Annotated in this window: 15 protein-coding genes and 1 pseudogene; 7 read left to right on the plus strand and 9 right to left on the minus strand. The window is 65.4% G+C overall.

Features of this window, described 5'->3' with window-relative positions; genetic code table 11:
* The first annotated feature begins 253 nt into the window (after nt 1-253).
* The gene (locus ACYVAN_RS12225) at nt 254-955 is read left to right on the plus strand and encodes a response regulator transcription factor (protein WP_460958919.1); all 702 of its coding nucleotides are present in this window, start codon (nt 254-256) and stop codon (nt 953-955) included.
* Between the two features lie 100 nt (nt 956-1,055).
* Nucleotides 1,056-2,456, plus strand: a complete 1,401-nt coding sequence (locus tag ACYVAN_RS12230; protein ID WP_460958921.1) for a sensor histidine kinase — start codon at nt 1,056-1,058, stop codon at nt 2,454-2,456.
* Between the two features lie 63 nt (nt 2,457-2,519).
* On the opposite strand, the gene ACYVAN_RS12235 is transcribed toward ACYVAN_RS12230, so the two are convergent.
* On the minus strand, nt 2,520-3,464 hold the full coding sequence (locus ACYVAN_RS12235) for a TAXI family TRAP transporter solute-binding subunit (protein ID WP_460958923.1): 945 nt from the start codon (nt 3,462-3,464) through the stop codon (nt 2,520-2,522).
* A 220-nt stretch (nt 3,465-3,684) separates the two neighbouring features.
* Nucleotides 3,685-5,268, minus strand: a complete 1,584-nt coding sequence (locus ACYVAN_RS12240; RefSeq protein ID WP_460958925.1) for an APC family permease — start codon at nt 5,266-5,268, stop codon at nt 3,685-3,687.
* Nucleotides 5,269-5,487: 219 nt separating this feature from the next.
* Between ACYVAN_RS12240 and ACYVAN_RS12245 the strand changes: the two genes are divergently transcribed.
* On the plus strand, nt 5,488-6,921 hold the full coding sequence (locus ACYVAN_RS12245) for a gamma-aminobutyraldehyde dehydrogenase (protein ID WP_460958927.1): 1,434 nt from the start codon (nt 5,488-5,490) through the stop codon (nt 6,919-6,921).
* A gap of 10 nt (nt 6,922-6,931) precedes the next feature.
* Here ACYVAN_RS12245 and ACYVAN_RS12250 read toward each other — a convergent pair whose 3' ends face one another.
* Nucleotides 6,932-7,372, minus strand: a complete 441-nt coding sequence (locus tag ACYVAN_RS12250) for an Lrp/AsnC family transcriptional regulator (protein ID WP_460958929.1) — start codon at nt 7,370-7,372, stop codon at nt 6,932-6,934.
* A 156-nt stretch (nt 7,373-7,528) separates the two neighbouring features.
* Between ACYVAN_RS12250 and ald the strand changes: the two genes are divergently transcribed.
* Both ald and ACYVAN_RS12260 read left to right on the plus strand, forming a co-directional pair.
* Nucleotides 7,529-8,644, plus strand: a complete 1,116-nt coding sequence (ald, locus tag ACYVAN_RS12255; RefSeq protein ID WP_460958931.1) for an alanine dehydrogenase — start codon at nt 7,529-7,531, stop codon at nt 8,642-8,644.
* Nucleotides 8,645-8,783: 139 nt separating this feature from the next.
* Entirely contained in the window at nt 8,784-10,187 is a 1,404-nt protein-coding gene (locus tag ACYVAN_RS12260; RefSeq protein WP_460958933.1) for an aspartate aminotransferase family protein, read from the plus strand.
* Between the two features lie 128 nt (nt 10,188-10,315).
* Here ACYVAN_RS12260 and ACYVAN_RS12265 read toward each other — a convergent pair.
* From ACYVAN_RS12265 to ACYVAN_RS12275, 3 genes and pseudogenes are all read right to left on the minus strand, one after another.
* Nucleotides 10,316-11,073 (minus strand): annotated as a pseudogene (locus tag ACYVAN_RS12265) (transposase).
* Nucleotides 11,074-11,493: 420 nt separating this feature from the next.
* Nucleotides 11,494-12,363, minus strand: a complete 870-nt coding sequence (locus ACYVAN_RS12270) for a DUF6624 domain-containing protein (protein WP_460959955.1) — start codon at nt 12,361-12,363, stop codon at nt 11,494-11,496.
* Nucleotides 12,266-13,420: a hypothetical protein gene (locus ACYVAN_RS12275; RefSeq protein ID WP_460958935.1), complete on the minus strand. Its 1,155-nt coding sequence runs from the start codon at nt 13,418-13,420 to the stop codon at nt 12,266-12,268. Before ACYVAN_RS12275 ends, ACYVAN_RS12270 begins: the two co-directional genes overlap by 98 nt.
* 265 nt (nt 13,421-13,685) lie before the next feature.
* On the opposite strand from ACYVAN_RS12275, the gene ACYVAN_RS12280 reads away from it, so the two are divergent.
* Nucleotides 13,686-14,174: a DUF5994 family protein gene (locus tag ACYVAN_RS12280; protein WP_460958937.1), complete on the plus strand. Its 489-nt coding sequence runs from the start codon at nt 13,686-13,688 to the stop codon at nt 14,172-14,174.
* Nucleotides 14,175-14,233: 59 nt separating this feature from the next.
* Nucleotides 14,234-14,443, plus strand: coding sequence for a hypothetical protein (locus ACYVAN_RS12285; protein WP_460958939.1), 210 nt, complete (start codon nt 14,234-14,236; stop codon nt 14,441-14,443).
* A gap of 143 nt (nt 14,444-14,586) precedes the next feature.
* Here ACYVAN_RS12285 and ACYVAN_RS12290 read toward each other — a convergent pair whose 3' ends face one another.
* The 3 genes from ACYVAN_RS12290 to ACYVAN_RS12300 all read right to left on the minus strand — a co-directional run bounded on the left by ACYVAN_RS12290 (nt 14,587) and on the right by ACYVAN_RS12300 (nt 18,045).
* Nucleotides 14,587-14,946 (minus strand): ArsR/SmtB family transcription factor, encoded by a 360-nt coding sequence (locus tag ACYVAN_RS12290; protein ID WP_460958941.1) that lies wholly within the window; start codon nt 14,944-14,946, stop codon nt 14,587-14,589.
* 92 nt (nt 14,947-15,038) lie between these two features.
* Nucleotides 15,039-15,443, minus strand: a complete 405-nt coding sequence (locus ACYVAN_RS12295) for an ArsR/SmtB family transcription factor (protein ID WP_460958943.1) — start codon at nt 15,441-15,443, stop codon at nt 15,039-15,041.
* Between the two features lie 79 nt (nt 15,444-15,522).
* Nucleotides 15,523-18,045: a molybdopterin-containing oxidoreductase family protein gene (locus tag ACYVAN_RS12300; RefSeq protein ID WP_460958945.1), complete on the minus strand. Its 2,523-nt coding sequence runs from the start codon at nt 18,043-18,045 to the stop codon at nt 15,523-15,525.
* Nucleotides 18,046-18,095: the final 50 nt, after the last annotated feature.

The raw sequence follows: 18,095 nt of genomic DNA on the forward strand, positions 1-18,095 counted from the left end.
GTGTTCGAGCGGCGGAACAGGTCAGCTGTGGCGGCCCCGGCCGAGGCGAGGGTTGTCACGACTGCCAACACCCATGCCCGAACACCGTCACTGGGCGTTAAGCACATCTTGAGGAAGCAGCCATCCGTACGATGTTGCAGGGAACCTAAGCGGGCCCTGTGAGGACAGTCCAGAAGACTTGATGAAGGCTTAAGGTAGAACCTGCCCGCGGAGGACGAACATGTAGATTTCTCTCGCGGACAAGCTGGGAGACGTGAAAGATTCTCAGACACGGGTGGGGCGGAGGTTGAAGGTGCGCGTGCTGCTGGTGGAAGACGACGACCGCGTTGCCGCAGCCTTGAAACCCGCCTTGGGCAGGCACGGCATGAACCTCGACCGGGCGGCCACTGGACGGGAAGCCCTGGCGAGGCTGCCCGGTTCCGAGGTCGTTCTCCTCGACCTGGGACTGCCCGACGTCGACGGTTTCGACCTGTGCCGGACCATGCGGCAGCGAAGCGATGCGGTAATCATCGTGGTTTCGGCGCGAGGCATGGTCGACGATCGCATCTTGGGACTGCGGACCGGTGCGGACGACTACCTGGCCAAGCCCTACGACGTGGGGGAACTCGTGGCCCGGATCCATGCTGTTCTGCGGCGGCGACCGGAGTCGCCGGCTCGGCCCGAAACAATCCGGGTGGGGGACGTCGAGATCAACCTCGCCCGCTTCGAATTGTCCGTGTCCGGAACGCCGATCTCGTTGTCCCGCAAGGAGTTCCAGTTGTTGTCGGCGATCGCGGCGGCCGGTGGCGATGTGTGCACGCGGGAGACGCTGATCGCCGAAGTGTGGGGTGAAACCTGGTCAGGAGCCAACCGGACGCTGGACGTCCACGTCGCCACCCTGCGCACCAAAATCGATCGCCCTGGCTTGATCGAGACGGTGCGTGGCGTGGGCTACCGCCTGGCCACCGGCACCTGAGGTGGGATTCAGAGCCTGCGTGGGTGGTTGCTGATCATCTGAGCCCATACCCTCCCGAGACAAGACTGTCCAGAGACGACGACTGACGGAGGCTTGCGCGGTGCGATCCCGGTTGCTGGCCATCGTCCTGTTCCTGGTCGTGCTCGTGGTGCTCGGCCTGGGTATCCCGCTGACATTCAGCGTGGCCAGCAGTGAGCACCAGCGGCTGTTCCTGGACCGGCTGACGGTGACCGAGCGGTTGGCCTCGCTGGCCCAGCGTCCCCTGCTGGAAAGCCAGCTGGATGGATTGAACCAGGTGTTGGGGCGATACCAGAAAGTGCACGGCATCGGCGCAGCGGTGGTGGATCAGGACGGCAGGCTCGGCGCCTGGACCGCCACCGAATCACAGCTCGGCGACGCGGATGTGCGGTCGAAGATCAACACCGCACTGGCTGGCCGGCGTCCCGAGTCGGTCGGGTGGCTTTCGCCCTGGGAGGACAAACCTCTGGTGCTGGCGGTACCAGTGTTGGCCGACGGCGAGGTACGTGGTGCGGTGGTGACGATCTCGCCGACCATCCAGTTCCGGCAACGCGTGCTCGTCTGGTGGTCGGTGATCCTGGCCGGTGGCGTTCTTGCTTTGGGACTGGCGATTCTGCTCGCCCTGCCGGTGTCGCGCTGGATTTTGCGTCCGATCCGGCGGCTGGACGAGGCGACCGGTCGGGTGGCGGCGACGGTGTCCGGCGGGGCACCGTTCACCCCAGTCGCGGCGGACACCGGGCCAGCCGAGTTGCGCAAGCTGGTGCGCTCCTTCGATTACATGGCCGCCAGTGTCAGCGATGTTCTCGCGGCACAACGAGCATTTATCGCCGATGCCTCGCACCAATTGCGCAACCCGCTGACCGCACTCCAAATTCGTCTGTCCAATTTGGAGCACGGTATCGAACCGGCTGCTGCGGACGACTACACGGCGGCGGTCGCCGAAACCCAGCGCCTGAACCAGATTCTGGAGGAGTTGTTGGCCATCGCGCGCGCCGAGTCAGCATCCTCGGAGCCTGTCGTGACCGATGCAGGCGCGATCGTCCGTGAACGGGTGGACACCTGGAGGGCAGCGGCTGCCGCACGGGATGTCCAGTTGAGCCTGGACGCCCCGTCGGGGGAGCTGTTGGTGTCCGCCGTTTCGCGTGCCGTGGACGGGGTTCTGGACGCGTTGATCGACAACGCGTTGAAGTTCAGCGCCGAATCCCCAGGAGTCGGCCAGAACGTAGTGGAGGTGGCCGCGCGCCAGCAGTGGAATACTGTCGTCATCTCGGTTCGCGACCACGGGCCGGGTCTGGAACCCGCCGAGGTGGCCAGGGCCGCCGACCGGTTCTGGCGAAGCCCCAGCCACCAGAACGTGTCCGGATCGGGTCTCGGGCTCGCAATCGTCCAGCGCATCGTCGAGCGTTCCAGTGGGACGCTTCGCCTGGAACTTCCGGACGACGGCGGACTGCGGGTGCTGATCGAGCTTCCGCGAGCCGGATGACGCTCAGGGTCCCCGGGGATCAATCGCGATGACCACCGACGCAACCGCAATCAGAGCGGCTCGTCAAATCGAGACGGAGCGGTAGTAGTCCAGTGCACCGGGGTGGAGGGGAATCGGCATCGTTTCGATGCCCGAGCGAACGCCGATCGACCGAGCCGCGCCGTTCGCGGCGGCCAGCGCAGGCTGGGCTTCGAAGACGCCGCGGGTGAGTGCTTCCGCCACTTCGCGGGGCATCCGGTCGGTCACCAGCAGGAAATTGGGCACCAGCAGGGTCGTGACAGGCGCGGGCAAGTTATACGCTGACGCGGGGATGGTCGCCGTGCCGTATTCCTCGTACTCGGCCCGCATGGCAGGGAGGATGTCCGAGAGGTCGACCAGTCGGATCGACATCCGCTCGGCGAGCTTGCTGATGTCCTCTGTCCGGACTCCGCCGGACCAGAAGAACGCGTCGATGTCACCGCGGTACAGCGCCTCTGCGGACTCATCTAGGGGCAGTTCCTCGCGGCGAAGGTCGGTGGCTGACAGCCCCGCCTTCGCGAGTACGCGGTCGGCGACGAACTGGACTCCGGAGTGGGTCGGGCCGACGGACACTCGCAGCCCCCGAAGGTCGGCAAGCCTGTGCAAGGGTGCCTCCCTCGGCACCACGACCTGCAGGTAGTCGTCGTGCATACGGGCGAGAGCGCAGAGGCGCTCGCCGCCGGGGCGGACCATCCGGCTCGCGGCGGCATCCGCGGCGGAAAACCCGAGGTCGGCCTGGCCGGTAAGCAGGCGGTTCACGTTCTGGCCCGACCCTGCGCTGGTCATGAGCGCGGGCGGCGTCATGCCGAGCTCGGAGGCCCACGCGGGGGCCAGCACCTCACCGAGCTGGTGATAGACCGCTGATGAACTCCCGGTCGTTAGGCTGAGCTTGGGGCCGTCGAACCGCTGCTGGCAACCGCCGAGCACGACGGCAAGCAACGAGAAGATGACCACGGCCACGGCCGGTACTGGGGCTGGTTTCCGTCGCACTGGTCCATGATGCATCGCGACTGCGATTCCCAGAACCGTCCTCCCGGACTTGGTCGTGGTCATTCCATCCCCGCCCCGAAAATCGCGGAGTTGAAGAAGGAGTGTCCGTTGCCCCTGAGCCCAGGGCAACGGGACCGTTTTGCCTGTTCTTCGATCGCGATGCGACGCTGCGGCTCCGGGATCACCTCGACGACCTGGATGTCGCTCTGCCTGGGTGGGCTCATGGCGAGCCGACGCGGTCCTGCACGGGCGTCGTGGTGTCGCTGGCACATGATTCTGAGCGCGACGTGGCGGTACGGAGCGTGTGGCCGCGGAAGAATTCGGGACGGAGTATGCGCATCACGAGCATGAGCACCACGCCGAGGACGAGGATTCCGAAGGCGAGGTAGAACACCAACCCGATCTCGGCGATGGCCGCGCCGCTGCCGTAGTCGGGGCTCATGCTCTCGCGCACCGAGATCGCGAACACGGCGAGCAGCATGGTGCCGCCGACCACCGGAAAGGTGATCCGGAACACGAAGCTGCGCACGCTGGCCAGGGCCTCGTGCCGGAAGTACCAGGCGCAGGCGAAGGCGGTGATGCCGTAGTACCAGCAGATCATGATGCCCAGCGCGGCGATTGTGTCGTACAGCGTCTGCTCGCTGAAGATCGTGGTGAAGACGTAGAAGAGCGAGGTCGCGACGCCGGCGGCGACGGCGTTGTATGAGGGCACCTGGTGGCGCGGGTGCACGCTGGCGAACCGGCGGGGGAAGGCGCCGTAGCTTCCCATCGCGAGCATCGTCCTGGCCGCAGGCAGGAACGTGGTCTGCAGGCTGGCCGCGCTGGAGGCAAGCACGGCCAGGAACAGCAGCAGTCCAGCCCAGCGGCCCATGATCGGTCCGGCCAGCGCGCCGAAGACGTTGTCGGCGGTGTCCGGGTTACCGAGCCCGAGCCCGGTCTGCCCGATGCCGGCGTACATCATCGCGGCGAGGGCGACGAGGAGGTAGGTGGCCAGGATTGTGGCGATGCTCAGCAGGCCAGCTCGTCCGGGGGTCTTGGCGGGGTTCTTGCACTCCTCGCCCAGGGTCAAGCAGGTGTCCCAGCCCCAGAATGCGAAGATAGAGCCGGTGACCCCGGCGACGAACGCGGCGGCGGACAAGCCGGTGAACGGGTTGAACCAGCCGAGGCTGAACGTCAGGTCGACGGGTGCGTTGCCGCTGGCCACGTGGGTGAACGCGAGGACGACGAAGACCCCCAGCACCAGCATCTGAAAGCCGACGAGCACGGTTTGGACGCGCTCGGTCATGGTGATGCCGCGATAGGCGACGGCGGTCGCGATCGCGATGAACGCCAGTGTCGTGACGATGTTGATGATCTTGTTGTCCGGTAGCGCGGCGAGGGCTGGGTTGCCGAGCAGCCGCGCCAAGAACAGGTACGAGAACTCCACCGCCACGGCGGCGAGGTTGGACAGGACGATGATGGTCGCGATGACCATGCCCCAGCCGCACATCCACCCGACGTAGGGGCCGAAGGCCTTGGTCGACCACGTGAACGAGGCTCCGCAGTCCGGCGCAACGCTGTTGAGTTCCCGGTAGGCGTAGGCGATCAGGAACATCGGGATGAACCCGGCGAGGAAGATGGCGGGCATCTTCAGGCCGACCGACGCGACGATCAGCCCGATACTGGCAGTGAGCACATAGCCGGGCGCGACACAGGAGACGCCGAGTATCGCGCCGGAAATCGTCCCGATCGTGCCGCGTGCGAGGCCTTTGTCCGACGGTGCGGCCTCGACCTGACCGGGTGGGTCATCCTTGTTGGTCTGCACGGGGCTTACCTCGTCTTTCTCACACAGGCTGGAACCACTCGAAGGGAACCCCGGACGTGGCGGGGCTCACGTATGGCGCTTCATTGAAGACACCGACACTGTGGTCCGTCAAGGCATGCACAACGGAAAGATTCGCATTATGGCTGTCTTGCCATCGATAGCGTTGTCGTGCACGATGACGGCAACGTATTCAGTGGTCGTGATGAAAGAGGTGTGGGCGTGTCGACCGAGCAGGTGTTTGACAACGTCATCGACGGCACGAGGGTCCCGGCCAGCGACGGGCGCACCCTGGAGGTAGTCGACCCGGCGACCGGCCGGGTGTATGCCGAGCAGGCCCTGTCCGGGCCCGCCGACGTGGATCGTGCTACGGCCGTGGCGGCCAAGGCGTTCCGCGACTGGCGCCGAACCACCCCGGCGCAACGGCAGAACGCACTGCAGCGCATCGCCGACGCCATCGAGCAGCGAGCCGACGAGATCGTCGCCGTGGAAAGCCGCAACACCGGCAAGCCGATCGGGCTCACACACGCCGAGGAAATGACCATGGTGCTCGATCACCTGCGGTTCTTCTCCGGAGCGTGCCGGACCCTGGAAGGTCGCTCCGCGGGCGAGTACATGGACGGTCACACCTCGTTCGTGCGCCGCGAGCCCGTCGGCGTCTGCGCGCAGGTCACCCCCTGGAACTACCCGCTGCTGATGGCGATCTGGAAGATCGCGCCGGCCTTGGCCGCAGGCAACACGGTGGTGCTCAAGCCGTCGGAAACCACGCCGGCGAGCACTGTGCTGCTGGCTGAGATCGCCGCCGAGTTCCTACCGCCCGGCGTTTTCAACGTGCTCACCGGTGACCGCGACACCGGCCGGCACCTCGTCGAGCACCCGACCCCGGCCATGGCCTCCATCACCGGCTCGGTCCGCGCCGGGACGGAAGTCGCCGCGACGGCTGCCCAGGACGTCAAGCGCGTCCACCTCGAACTCGGCGGTAAGGCGCCAGCGCTGGTCTTCGACGACGCCGACCTCGGCATCGCTGCGGAAGGGATCGCCACCGCCGGGTTCTTCAACGCCGGGCAGGACTGCACCGCCGCCACCCGAGTGCTCGTACACGAATCGGTTCACGACGAGTTCGTCGCGGCGCTGACCGGGCAAGCCCGCTCCACTCGGACCGGGCCGCCTAGCGATACAGACGCCTTCTACGGCCCGCTCAACAGTGCCGCACAACTGGACAAGGTCTCTGAATTCGTCAACCGCCTGCCCGACCACGCCACCATCCACAACGGCGGCGAGCGAATAGGCGACGAGGGGTACTTCTACGCCCCCACAGTGGTATCCGGCCTGCGCCAGGATGACGAGATCGTGCAGAACGAGCTGTTCGGTCCCGTGCTCACGGTGCAGTCCTTCACCGACGAGCAGGAAGCCTTCGACAAGGCCAACGACGTCCGCTACGGACTGGCCTCATCGGTATGGACCCGCGACCACGCCCGCGCCATGCGCGCGAGTGCCGAACTCGAGTTCGGCACCGTCTGGATCAACACCCACATCCCGCTGGTCGCCGAGATGCCGCACGGCGGGTTCAAAGAGTCCGGCTACGGCAAGGACCTGTCCCTGTACGGGCTCGAGGACTACACACGGGTCAAGCACGTCATGACCAGCCTGTCCTGAGCGAGCGCGGTCACCGGGTTCCCCACGCGTAGGTCTGCTTGCGCAGCTTGAGGTAGACGAACGTCTCGGTCCGCGTGACCGCGTCGAGCTCGCGGATCCGCTGATTGATCACGTCCAGCAGCTGGTCGTCGTCCCGGCACACCACCTCGACGAGTATGTCGAAGGACCCGGCCGTGAGTACCACATACTCGATCTCGGGGATCTCGGCCAGGCGGTCGGCGACCCGCTGGGCGTCACCCGACACGATCACCCCGATCATGGCCTGGCGGAGGAACCCGAGCTGCAACGGGTCGGTGACGGCCACGATCTGCACCATGCCGGAATCCAGCAAGCGCTGCACCCGCTGGCGCACCGCCGCTTCCGACAACCCCACGGCCTTCCCGATCGCCGCGTACGAACGCCGCCCGTCCTGCTGCAGCTGTTCGATGATGAGCTTGGAGATCTCATCCACACTGCTCGCAGCAACCGGTGCGGATTCCGATGTATCGGACTGACGGGAAGACGGATTCCGTAACACAACCCGATCATCCCGGTTGCTCACCGGCGATGCAACACGCCCCTGCCTCAACAGTTCCTCCCTGCCAACACCCCTCAGAAAGGACCCGTCGTGAAGATCGCCGTACCGCGCGAGATCAAGAACAACGAGTACCGCGTGGCCCTGACACCAGCAGGTGTGCACGAGTTCGCCGGCCGAGGCCACGACGTCTTCGTCGAGGCAGGAGCAGGCGCGGGCTCGTCCATCCCGGACGAGGACTACCTCGCGGCGGGCGCCAAGATCCTGGCAACCGCCGACGAGGTGTGGGCTGAGGGTCAGCTGGTCCTCAAGGTCAAGGAGCCCATCGAGGAGGAGTACCCGCGGCTGCGGCGGGACCAGGTGGTGTTCACCTACCTGCACCTGGCGGCGTCGTCGCGGCTGACCAGCGCCCTGATGGACTCCGGGGTGACCGCAATCGCCTACGAGACCGTCCAGACCCCGTCCGGCGGCCTGCCGCTGCTGGCGCCGATGAGCGAGGTCGCCGGTCGGATCGCACCCCAGGTCGGGGCCTACTCGCTGATGCGCCCGAGCGGTGGTCGCGGTGTCCTGCCCGGCGGGGTCCCGGGCGTGCACCCGGCACGTGTCGTGGTCATCGGCGGTGGTGTGGCCGGGCTCAACGCGGCCAGCGTCGCCCTCGGCATGGGCTGCGACGTCGAGCTGCTGGACACCAACGTCGACAAGCTCCGCGACATCGACCGTGACTACCGGGGTCAGCTCCGCACGGTGACGTCGAACCGCTACACCGTGGAGCAAGCCGTGAAGGCGGCCGACCTGGTGATCGGGGCCGTGCTCATCCCGGGCGCGAAGGCGCCGAAGCTGGTGTCCAACCAGCTCGTTGCGCAGATGAAGCCGGGCAGCGTGCTGGTGGACATCGCCATCGACCAGGGCGGGTGCTTCGCCGACTCGCACCCCACCACGCACGACGACCCGACCTATCGGGTGCACGACTCGGTGTTCTACTGCGTCGCGAACATGCCGGGCGCGGTGCCGAACACGTCCACGCAGGCGCTGACGAACGTGACGCTGCCGTACGCGCTGCGTATCGCCGATCACGGGTGGCAGCAGGCGTGCCGGGACGACGAGGCGCTGTCGCTCGGGCTCAACACGCACGACGGCACGCTGCTCAACGCCCCGGTCGCCGAGGTGCACGGGCTGACCAGCAGCCCACTGGAGGACGTGCTGCAGTAAACGCGTACCGGTGGGGGCGAAGGTGTGCCGCTGATTAGCCACTATATCTCCACCTTGTATCGCCATAATGCAACGCTTTTCATTGTAAATATGCTTAGATACAATGAAATCCGCAATCAATGAGAACATGAGGTTGATCATGACCGCAACGGAGACCCCCGCTGCCCAGACCGCGACCGCCGGTCAGCGCTCGCTCGGTGACCGAGCTCGCGACCACCTTTGGCTGCACTTCGCGCACCACGCCACCTACGCCGATACCCCGATGCCCGTGATCACGAGCGGTGAGGGCGTCTACATTTACGACGAGCACGGCAAGCGCTACTTCGACGGTCTCGCCGGGCTCTTCGCGGTGCAGGTCGGGCACGGCCGCGAGGAGCTGGCCGAGGCGGCAGCCCGCCAGACCCGGCAGCTCGCCTATTTCCCGTTGTGGTCCCACGCCCACCCCAGCGCCGTGGAGCTCGCCGAACGCCTCGCCACCCAGGCCCCCGGGGATCTCAACCGGGTGTTCTTCACCGGGGGCGGCGGCGAGTCCGTCGAGAGCGCGTGGAAGCTGGCCAAGCAGTACTTCAAGAAGACCGGCAAGCCGACCAAGCACAAGGTCATCAGCAGGTCGTTGGCCTATCACGGCACCTCCCAGGGCGCGCTCTCGATCACCGGTATCCCGGCGGCCCGGCAGGACTTCGAACCGCTCGTGCCCAGCGCCGTCAAGGTCCCCAACACCAACTTCTACCGCGCTCCCGAGCACGCCGACGACTACGAGGCCTTCGGCCGCTGGGCCGCCGACCAGATCGCCACCGCCATCGAGATGGAGGGGCCCGAGACCGTCGCCGCGGTGTTCCTGGAGCCGCTGCAGAACACCGGAGGCTGCTTCCCGCCCCCGCCCGGGTACTGGCAACGCGTGCGCGAAATCTGCGACCGCTACGACGTGTTGCTGGTCTCCGACGAGGTCATCTGCGCGTTCGGGCGACTCGGCCAAGACTTCGGTGCCCGACGGTACGGCTACCAGCCCGACATCATCACCGTCGCCAAGGGACTGACGTCCGGTTACGCTCCGCTGGGCGCGATGATCGCCGACGAACGCCTCATGCAGCCGTTCCTGGCCGACGGCAGCAGCTTCACCCACGGCTCCACCTACGGCGGGCACCCCGTCTCGTGCGCTGTCGCGCTGGCCAACCTCGACCTTCTGGAGTCGGCGGGGATCTACGCCCACGTCCGTGACAACGAGGCCGGTTTCCGGGCCACGCTGGACCGGCTGCGTGACCTGCCGATCGTCGGAGACGTGCGCGGCGCCGGGTTCTTCCATGGCATCGAGCTGGTCAAGGACCAGGCCAGCAAGGAGACCTTCACCGCCGACGACGCCGAACGGGTGCTGCGCGGTTTCGTCTCTCCCGCCCTGTTCGAGGCCGGCCTGTACTGCCGCGCCGACGATCGCGCCGAGCCCGTCATCCAGCTGTCGCCACCACTGATCGCCACGCAACAGCACTTCGACGAGATCGAACAGATCCTGCGCGCGGTGCTCACCGAAGCCTGGAAGAAACTCTGAAACTCGTGTCCCGGCCACAGGAAGCGCCGATGGCCAACGGTGCAAACGCCCGGCCAAAGCCTGTCCCGTAGTGATCAAGTATTGGTGGTGTGTAGTGGGAAATGCAGTCCGGGTGGTGGCGGTGGCGTTCAGTGGGGCACGGCGAGGTTGCGCATGAGGGCTGCTCCGCTGGCGGCGTAGTAGACGCCGTCGTGTTTGCGTCGGCAGTTGCGCGGGATGTCCCAGGACTTCAGATGTGCCAGGGCAGGTTCGACGCGGGCTCGGACGCGCTTGTGAACCGTGTTGAGTTCCTCCTTCCAGGCGGGAAGTTTCGGTGCCGTCGCCGGGCTTGCGGTACAACTGTGAGCACCTCACGGCTGCCCTGGTAGCCACCGTCAGCCATCACGTGCGCTCCTACGCAGCCCTGGTCGACACCGGATTCGGTGTAGGCCGGGCAGTCGTTCCGATTGCCCGGCAACGGTCTGCCGATCGCGACGGTCAGGCGGGTGTCGGCGTCGATGACAACCTGCAGGTCGATCGAGTACCGGTAGTTCTTCGACGACGTACTCATGCTGCGGTCATGGTGGGGAACCAGAGTGCCGTCCACGATCAACACCGTTTCGGTGCTGTGCCTGCGCTTGGTTGACGACAACGCTAGAGAGGGGCCCAGGTGCTCCACGACCCGCCCGGCCGCGGACTTGAAGTCATCGACAGCAACGCGACCTGCCGAAGAGCCAGTTGGGTCCGGGAGTACACCGTCACCAGCAACACCCGGTCGTCCAACGAGTAATCCCACCGACGACCGGCACCGGTCTGCTCAGCGCCACGACCTCGCACGATGCCCACCAGCTTGCCGAGCCACCCGCACCGACAACCCCGTGAACGTTGGTTGGTAACCCTCGATCACTGCACCCGCACATGATCCACTACCCGATCAGTCCCCGATTACGGGACGTCTTTAGGTCCAAGATCAATCTAAATCAGCCGTACCTGCCCCAGGCGTCCCGGCTACAACAAGCGCCTCCGGGCGGCGTTACCGTTGATCAAACGCATCATCCGGGAACTGGTCCACGACAGCGATTTCTGGTTCGACAATCACTGGGTCGTCGATTCGACTCCGGTTCCGGGTGGCATGTCCCGGCCCACGATGCAGCGTTCGGATCTGACCACTGTGGACGCCGCCACGTCCTTCCTGCCCGTGGCATGGCGGCTGGTCCTGATGGGCCTCGGCGTGGGGGGCGGTGGTGACGCCCATGACCGCGACCGCGGTCAGCTCCGTGCCGCACCACCTGGCCGGGATAGCCGCGGCGGGCAACAACGCGTTCCGTCAGGTGGGTGCGGAGACGTTTCTACTGATGTAGCCAGGTGAAAGGCGTTCCACGACTCGGTGCACCGCACTGAGGCCCGATTTCGTGACCGGTGTTCTTGCGAGCGAGTCGTGGAACGAGTCCCCGATCTCGCAAGGCTTGTCGATGGTGGTCGTAGTCGTATCCGCGGTCGCCGTAGAGACAGCGAGGCCGCTGCCACGGTCGCTCGCGGTTGCCTTGATCGTGGGCCGATCTAGCTGGCCAGGCTCGGGTGATGTCGTCGTCGGTGAGCACGGGCAGTCCAGGGCTTTGCGCAGCTCGTTGAGGCGGTTCGGGTCTTCCAGCGGGAACAGGCGCTGCTGGCCGTCGCGCACCTGCCATTGGGTCCCGTGTCGTTGCGGAAGCTGCTGCCGGATTCGGACCCGGTCTTCGAGGTAGGCGAGGTCGACTGCTGCGGCATCTCCGGCCTTGACGGACTGGATCAAGAGCGGCAGCCATAGTTGTTGGAGTTCCAGCGGGGCGTGCTGGGCGAGCAACCAGGCCGCGTGTCCGCCGTCGTTGCCGCCCAGCTGGATGCCGAGCCAGCCATGGTCGGAGATGACCTCGGCCAGCCACGGGGTGTTTTCGGCGTCCACTGCCTTGACGATGTCCCATTGCTCGGGAGTGGGTGGAGCGCCCAGCGCCCAGCGCCCAGCGCCTTGCGGACGTGCTGATCGCGTTCGGCTCTGCGGAGCAGTTCCCCGCGAAGCTCGGGGAGTTGCGGTTCGACGTTCATGTCGTGGCTTCTTGTAGTCAACTGTCCGGTCGGTCGGGGGAGCGGTGGATCCAGTTCTTCCCTTCCGAGGCGATTCCTTCGAGGATGTGCAAGGTGTGGGTGAATCCGGAAGTATCCAGGTTCATCCGGGACAAGGAGCGGGGATGGGCCTCGGAGGTCGGCTGCTGCTCGTCGGGGTTCCCCTTGACGTGGAGCTCTCTGCTGGGGCCGTTGGTCAAGGTCAGTTCCAAGGTGTACTTGAGTTCGTTGGTTTCTGTGACGTGGACCGAGGAAAACGCATCGAAGCGGTAGTCGTGGCGTTCGTGACCGTGGAACGACGCGTGCTCGAAGTCGAGCTCGGTGTTGACTTCGCGCACTCCGTTGTAAGTGATCAGGAAAAGATGGATGCGGTACGTGGAGTAACGCCAGGGGCCCCTATCCACTCGAGCTCGCTTGGCTTTGTTGCCCGGGGTCTGCAAGAAGGCATGGGCGATGATGTCTCGCCAGGCCAGTTTGTACCGCTGCAACGCGTGGTCGAGGAATAGCGTCTTGTCGTGGTTCAGCCACGTTTCCATCTCGTGCTCGGACGGGCGCGTGGAATCCAACTTGTTCTTCCAGCGCTGGTGTTCCTCTTGTTGAGCTCGCTCGCGTTGTTCGTACTCCTGCCAGTCTTCGGCCACGCGTCGCCGTTCGCTGATGATGTGGAACCACCTCAACGTGGCAGCACGTCCACTGGCCAGTGCGACGGCCGTGAGGAGCACGGTGCGCAGCGGAACGGTCTGCATCGCGGTGATCATTGCGATTGTCGCGGTGATGACGAGGACGACGAGCGCGAGCGAGCACTGGACCTTCACCGCCAGCGCAGTGCGGTACTGCTCTCGGTAGTCGAGGAGAGTGCTGGTCAGCCAGCGTGTGCGGATGTCCCGGATGTGATATCGGATCAGCCAGTTGACTAAGTAAAAGGGTCTGCGAAACAGGGCTTCGAGGAGGCGCTTTTGCGCGAAGATAGACCCGGCGGACACGGTGCGGGCACTGACGGCGTCGCCGTTGTGCCCGTGATCTCCGTAGCCTGGTGGGTTCACCCGTCTCGATGCCGGACAAGTTTGGGTCCGCAACTCTTCCGCCAGCGTCTCCCGCACGGACGGGGCCGCCGTGCCCGCCCCGAGCAAACTGACGGCACGTACACAGATCATCGGCGCGAGGCCAGTGCTCCGCCTGACTCGCCGGTTCTGGAAAGGAAGGCGTCGCACTGTCCGTCTCCGAGCGGGCAGGCAGGGTAGGGTGGGTTTACCGGAGGTGATCGAGTATCCACGGTTTCGCGGGTGCCGCCTTGGGTGAACGAAATATCCCCGGTCCGGACGATGGGCCGGAGGCGGGAGCGCCGAGATGATCTCAGGCGATCTGAGTTCGGCACGTACAGCAGACGGAGATCAGGCTCGAGCACGGCCGAGGTTGATGATGAAATCGACCGATGCGGTGCGTGGCCAGGTGGATGGTGGCTGGTGGCCCTGGTCGCGGGACCCCGAGGTGGAATTTCCCGAGCTGGTGATGGCGCTGCGTCCGCGGATCGGGTGGGCCAACCGGGTTTCCTACCACCTCGACATGTGGGCGGCTGTGCCACGGAAGATGTTCATCGAGGGCCGGACGGTGCACTTTGAGGGTTTCCGGTCGATGGATCCGCACACGGTCGCAGTGACCAGTTCGATCGCGGGGCGCCTTAGCCTGCTGGTCGTGCCGCTGGATGCTTCCGAAGAGGCGGCTCGTGCGGCGATGACCGCCGCCGTCAGCAACGATTTTGCCCGCGGCGGCGGGGAAATGGCCCGAAACACAATGCCGCTCGGAGTTCCGTCTTTTGGTTTCGAGCTCGTTGTCAGCCCCCGCTCGGCGGACCCGGTCTCGGAGGAGCGCTGGGAAACGGAAGGCGGCCAAGTCCGCGTTCCGGCCTGACCTACCGATCACGGGGTCCGACTAGATCAGCAGTGGGTTGGAAGACCTGCGACTGACCAGTGGGGGAGGGATGCCTGGCTGCGTTCGCTACCGGTGGCCCGGTACTGATCACCGACTTGGCGGCGACCGCGCGGTGGCCCGGTTTCGGGCCTGCCGCGCTGGAGTTGGGCGCGGCGGCGCTGTTCTCGTTCCCGCATGAGGTCGGCGTGGTGCGGCTGGGGTCGTTGTACCTCTACCGTGACGTGCTTGGGCGTCCGCGGTCTGGTTAAACCTCTCCTTCGCGATTGGGATGGCGTCGTGCCCGCTGAGAAAGTCTGGTCGCGGGCGAGCCGAAATCTCGTACTCGGTTCTGAGCCGCGCCCGGCCGTGGCCGCTGCTCCTTGGTTTGCCTGACGGTGCCTTGGACTACAGATCACACCGCTGTTGCGGCGCCGACCGGTTCGTCGGCCGGGGTCAGGGTGAGGGCGAGTTGGCGGAGCATTGCCGGTCGAGCTCGGTAATAGATCCAGGTTCCGCGGCGTTCGCCTTCGATGAGTTCGGCTTCGCGGAGTACCTTCAGGTGGTGGGAGATCGTTGGTCCCGACAGGTCGAATGTGTCGGTGAGGTCGCAGACGCAGGCTTCGCCGTTCTCGTGCGAGGCGATCAAGGAGAACAGCCGGAGGCGGACGGGGTCCGCCATGGCTTTGAAGGCCCTGGCGAGGTGTTCGGCTCCCTCGCGTCTTAGTGGGTGTGCTGTCAGCGGGTTGCTGTAGCAGTCCGGGCTGACAGACACATTGCGTGATCGATTAGACACATGGCGACCTTGGCGGAATCGCTGGCTTCCGGGCAAGCGATTTCATGAACATCGGCGTATTTCGGACGTGGTTACTCGACGGGAATCGCGTCGCTCGGAACGTGCTCGTTGGCGGCCGCAGGGGCGGATGAGCAGTCTCCGGCGTCCGGGTCGGTGGCGGCGAGCGAGGCAAGCAGGCGTACCGGTTCGACCAGGCCGTTGCAGCAGAGCGAGTAGACGTTGCTGCGGCCCTTGGGCGACGCGATGATCAACTGCTGTTCTCGCAGTGGAGTGAGGTGATGGCTGACCAGGGTCTGACTCATCCCGGTGGCTTCGGTGAGCTCTCGGACCGTACGTGGCCGCTCGGCGAGCAGCAGCATCAACGTCAGTCGGCTCTCATCGGCCACCGCCTTCAACAGGGGTGCGAGACGGCGTGCCTTCTCCGCCACAGTCGGCGTCGTCACGTCCCACAGCTCGATGTCCAGCTCGCGTCCCATGGTTTCATTGAACCACAGACCAAACGCTAATAACAACATCCGCTGGTATTAAGCTTGACCGCTGATGGTGTTTTGTCGTTTAAGCCTGGTAGATGCGGCACGCGAAGCATTTGTACGCCTGCTGCCCGGACAGGTTGTCGAAGTAGCGGTCGTCGACCAGGGTGTTGGCGGCATCGTAGCGCGGATTGTTGAACAGGTCGCCGACTTTCTGAGCGGGCCCGAAGCCGTTGGGTACGAAGATCGTGTCTTCCCGGATCCCTTCCCACAGCAGGGCTGTTCCGGTGACACTGCCCCGCGGGCTCTCGACCACGACCTGGTCGTGGTGGGCGATGCCGTTGCGCTTCGCGGTGCGGGGGTGGAGCTGGATAAACCGGATGCCGTTCAGTTGCTTGCCGGTGTGGGCCCAGTGCGTGATCGACGCGAAGTGGACCACGCTAGGGCGTCCGGTCATGCCCATCAGCGGGTAATGCCGGTGGACATCGTCCGTGGGCGATGCATCCAGGCGAACGACCGGGGTGAGCGCCTTCGGGTTCACCGGGTTCGGCACGAACTGGTCGGAGTAGGCGACCGTCGGGTGAGCGCCGGTTACTTCGGGATGTGTGTAGAAAGTCGGTAATGCTGGATGACCTGCGACGGTCAGAGCTCGTTCGAGTTCGGGCGTGTAGATCTCGATCTTCCCACTGGGCGTCAAGAACCGCTTTCCCCGGTGGCCCAGGGACGCCGTGGCTTCGTACCACGCCGGGTGATTGAGGAAGAGAGTGCTTGTGCCGGGATGCTCTGGCGCTGGGCACGGCCATCTCAACGGCTCGGTTCGGGATTCGAGCCGCTCTGCGCTCATCCCCTTCATAGCGGGTGTGTGCTCGACGAACGCGGACCACAGGGACCGGTAGTCGGTCCAGGCTTTAGGGAAGGCATGGGTCCAGTAGGACGGAGGGTTCTTGCGATCGTGACGCGCGAGCGCATGGGCGAGCTCGATCCAGATGTGCCAGTCCGGCTTGGACTCACCGACGGGATCCACGACGGCGCTTTGCCACCGAATGGCCCTGTCGTCGCGGCGCATGTAGACGCCTTCGTATTCCAGCGGACTGCACACCGGGAGGATCACATCGGCGTAGTAGGCGGCCTCTTCCATGAAAAGGCCCGTGTACACGAAGAAGTCGAGCGTCCGGAAGGCTTCCTTCACCCGTTCGGTGTTGGCGGAGGAAACCAGCGGGTTGCCTTGGGTGATGACCGTGCTGAGGCGGTAGGGCTCACCGGTGAGGATCGATTCGACGAAATAGTCCGGGCCGACCGGGAGAGCGGGACCCGGTTCAGGAGTCTGGACCTGAAGCGGTGGTAGTTCGAGCGCACCGGGCCAGGTGTTGTGCATGAAGTTGCAGCCCCCGCCGAGGATTCCGATGTTGCCGGTGACGGCTGCGAGAAAGGTTAGGACGCGGTAGGTGTCGAAGGCCCCCAGCTGGTGGGAGATTCCCGCGTTGCAGAAGATCGCTGCTGGTTTCGCCGAGGAATACTCCTCGGCGATCCGCATGATCGCGAAAGCGGGTACGCCAGTGACACCGGCGGCCCATTCGGGGGTGTAGCCGCTGTTGGCCAGGTGTGTTCGCAACTCGTCGAAGCCGACCACCCAACGTTGGACGAACGCCTGGTCGTGCAGGTCGTTGAGCACGATGTGGTGCAGCATCCCCAGTGCAAGGGCGAGGTCGGTATGGGGTTTGGGTGCGATCCATTCGTCCGCGAGTTCACCGGTGGCGGTGCGACGCGGGTCTACGACGACGAGCCTCGCCTGCGTCTGTGCTCGGCTGCGCAGGAGGTACTCGAAGGTGACCGGGTGCGTTTCGGCCTGGTTGGTGCCGAGAAGGAGCAGGTACTTCGCCGCCCCCAGATCTTCCTTGCCGGTCGCCTGGTCGGTTCCGTAACCGTTGGTGAAGTTGCCGAGGCCGAACGTCGCGTTGAGCGCGTTGGCGCCTGCGTCGTTGCACACCGGTCCAACGTCGGTGTTATTCGGGCTGCCGAGCATAGCGAACAGCCTGGCGACTAGGGCGTCGACGCCGCGTGGGAGCCTGCCGGTCGTCCGGTTGGCGATCGCACGGGCTTCGCCGGCATCGCGGAGTTTCAACAGGCGGTGCGAGACGATGTCAAGTGCCTCGTCCCAAGAGATGGGCTCGAACTTCGTGTCCGGCGATCCCTTGTCTCCGGAAACACGCCGCAGTGGCCTGGTGAGGCGGTGTTCGTTGTAGACGAGTTCGGTCATCATCGGCGCTTTGACGCAGAGATTTCCCTGCTGGACTGGGTCGTCGGGTTCTCCCTTGACGTCGATGATCCGGTCTGCTTTAAGACTGACGTGCATTCGGCAGTTCGCGTTGCAGAACTGGCAGGCGGTCGCTACCACCGCGTCCGGTTCGAGCGCCGCCGCGCCGCGGGTGAAGTCGTACGATCGCCCGGCCAGGAGGGGGAGGCTGTGCGTGGAGTCGGCGAGCAGCGGGGTTTCGGTCGCCTGCGCCGCCGGTACGGTGCCAGACGAGTTCCAGAACGCGAGGCTCGCGCTGCCGAGAAGCGTGCCTCCGAGGAAGTGGCGTCGTGACTGGTCCGTGTTGTTCCCCACGAGTGAATACCTCCGCGTGCGTGTCGAGTGCGAGTTCCGCTGACCAAACC

Source organism: Parasphingorhabdus pacifica, from assembly GCF_054779195.1.

What these genes read in the sequence shown, in the direction of transcription:
- ACYVAN_RS12260 (WP_460958933.1), top strand. Translation starts at nt 8,784, where the DNA reads ATGACCGCAACGGAGACCCCCGCTGCCCAGACCGCGACCGCCGGTCAG.
- ACYVAN_RS12275 (WP_460958935.1), bottom strand. Translation starts at nt 13,420, where the DNA reads ATGATCTGTGTACGTGCCGTCAGTTTGCTCGGGGCGGGCACGGCGGCC.
- ACYVAN_RS12295 (WP_460958943.1), bottom strand. Translation starts at nt 15,443, where the DNA reads ATGGGACGCGAGCTGGACATCGAGCTGTGGGACGTGACGACGCCGACT.
- ACYVAN_RS12280 (WP_460958937.1), top strand. Translation starts at nt 13,686, where the DNA reads ATGAAATCGACCGATGCGGTGCGTGGCCAGGTGGATGGTGGCTGGTGG.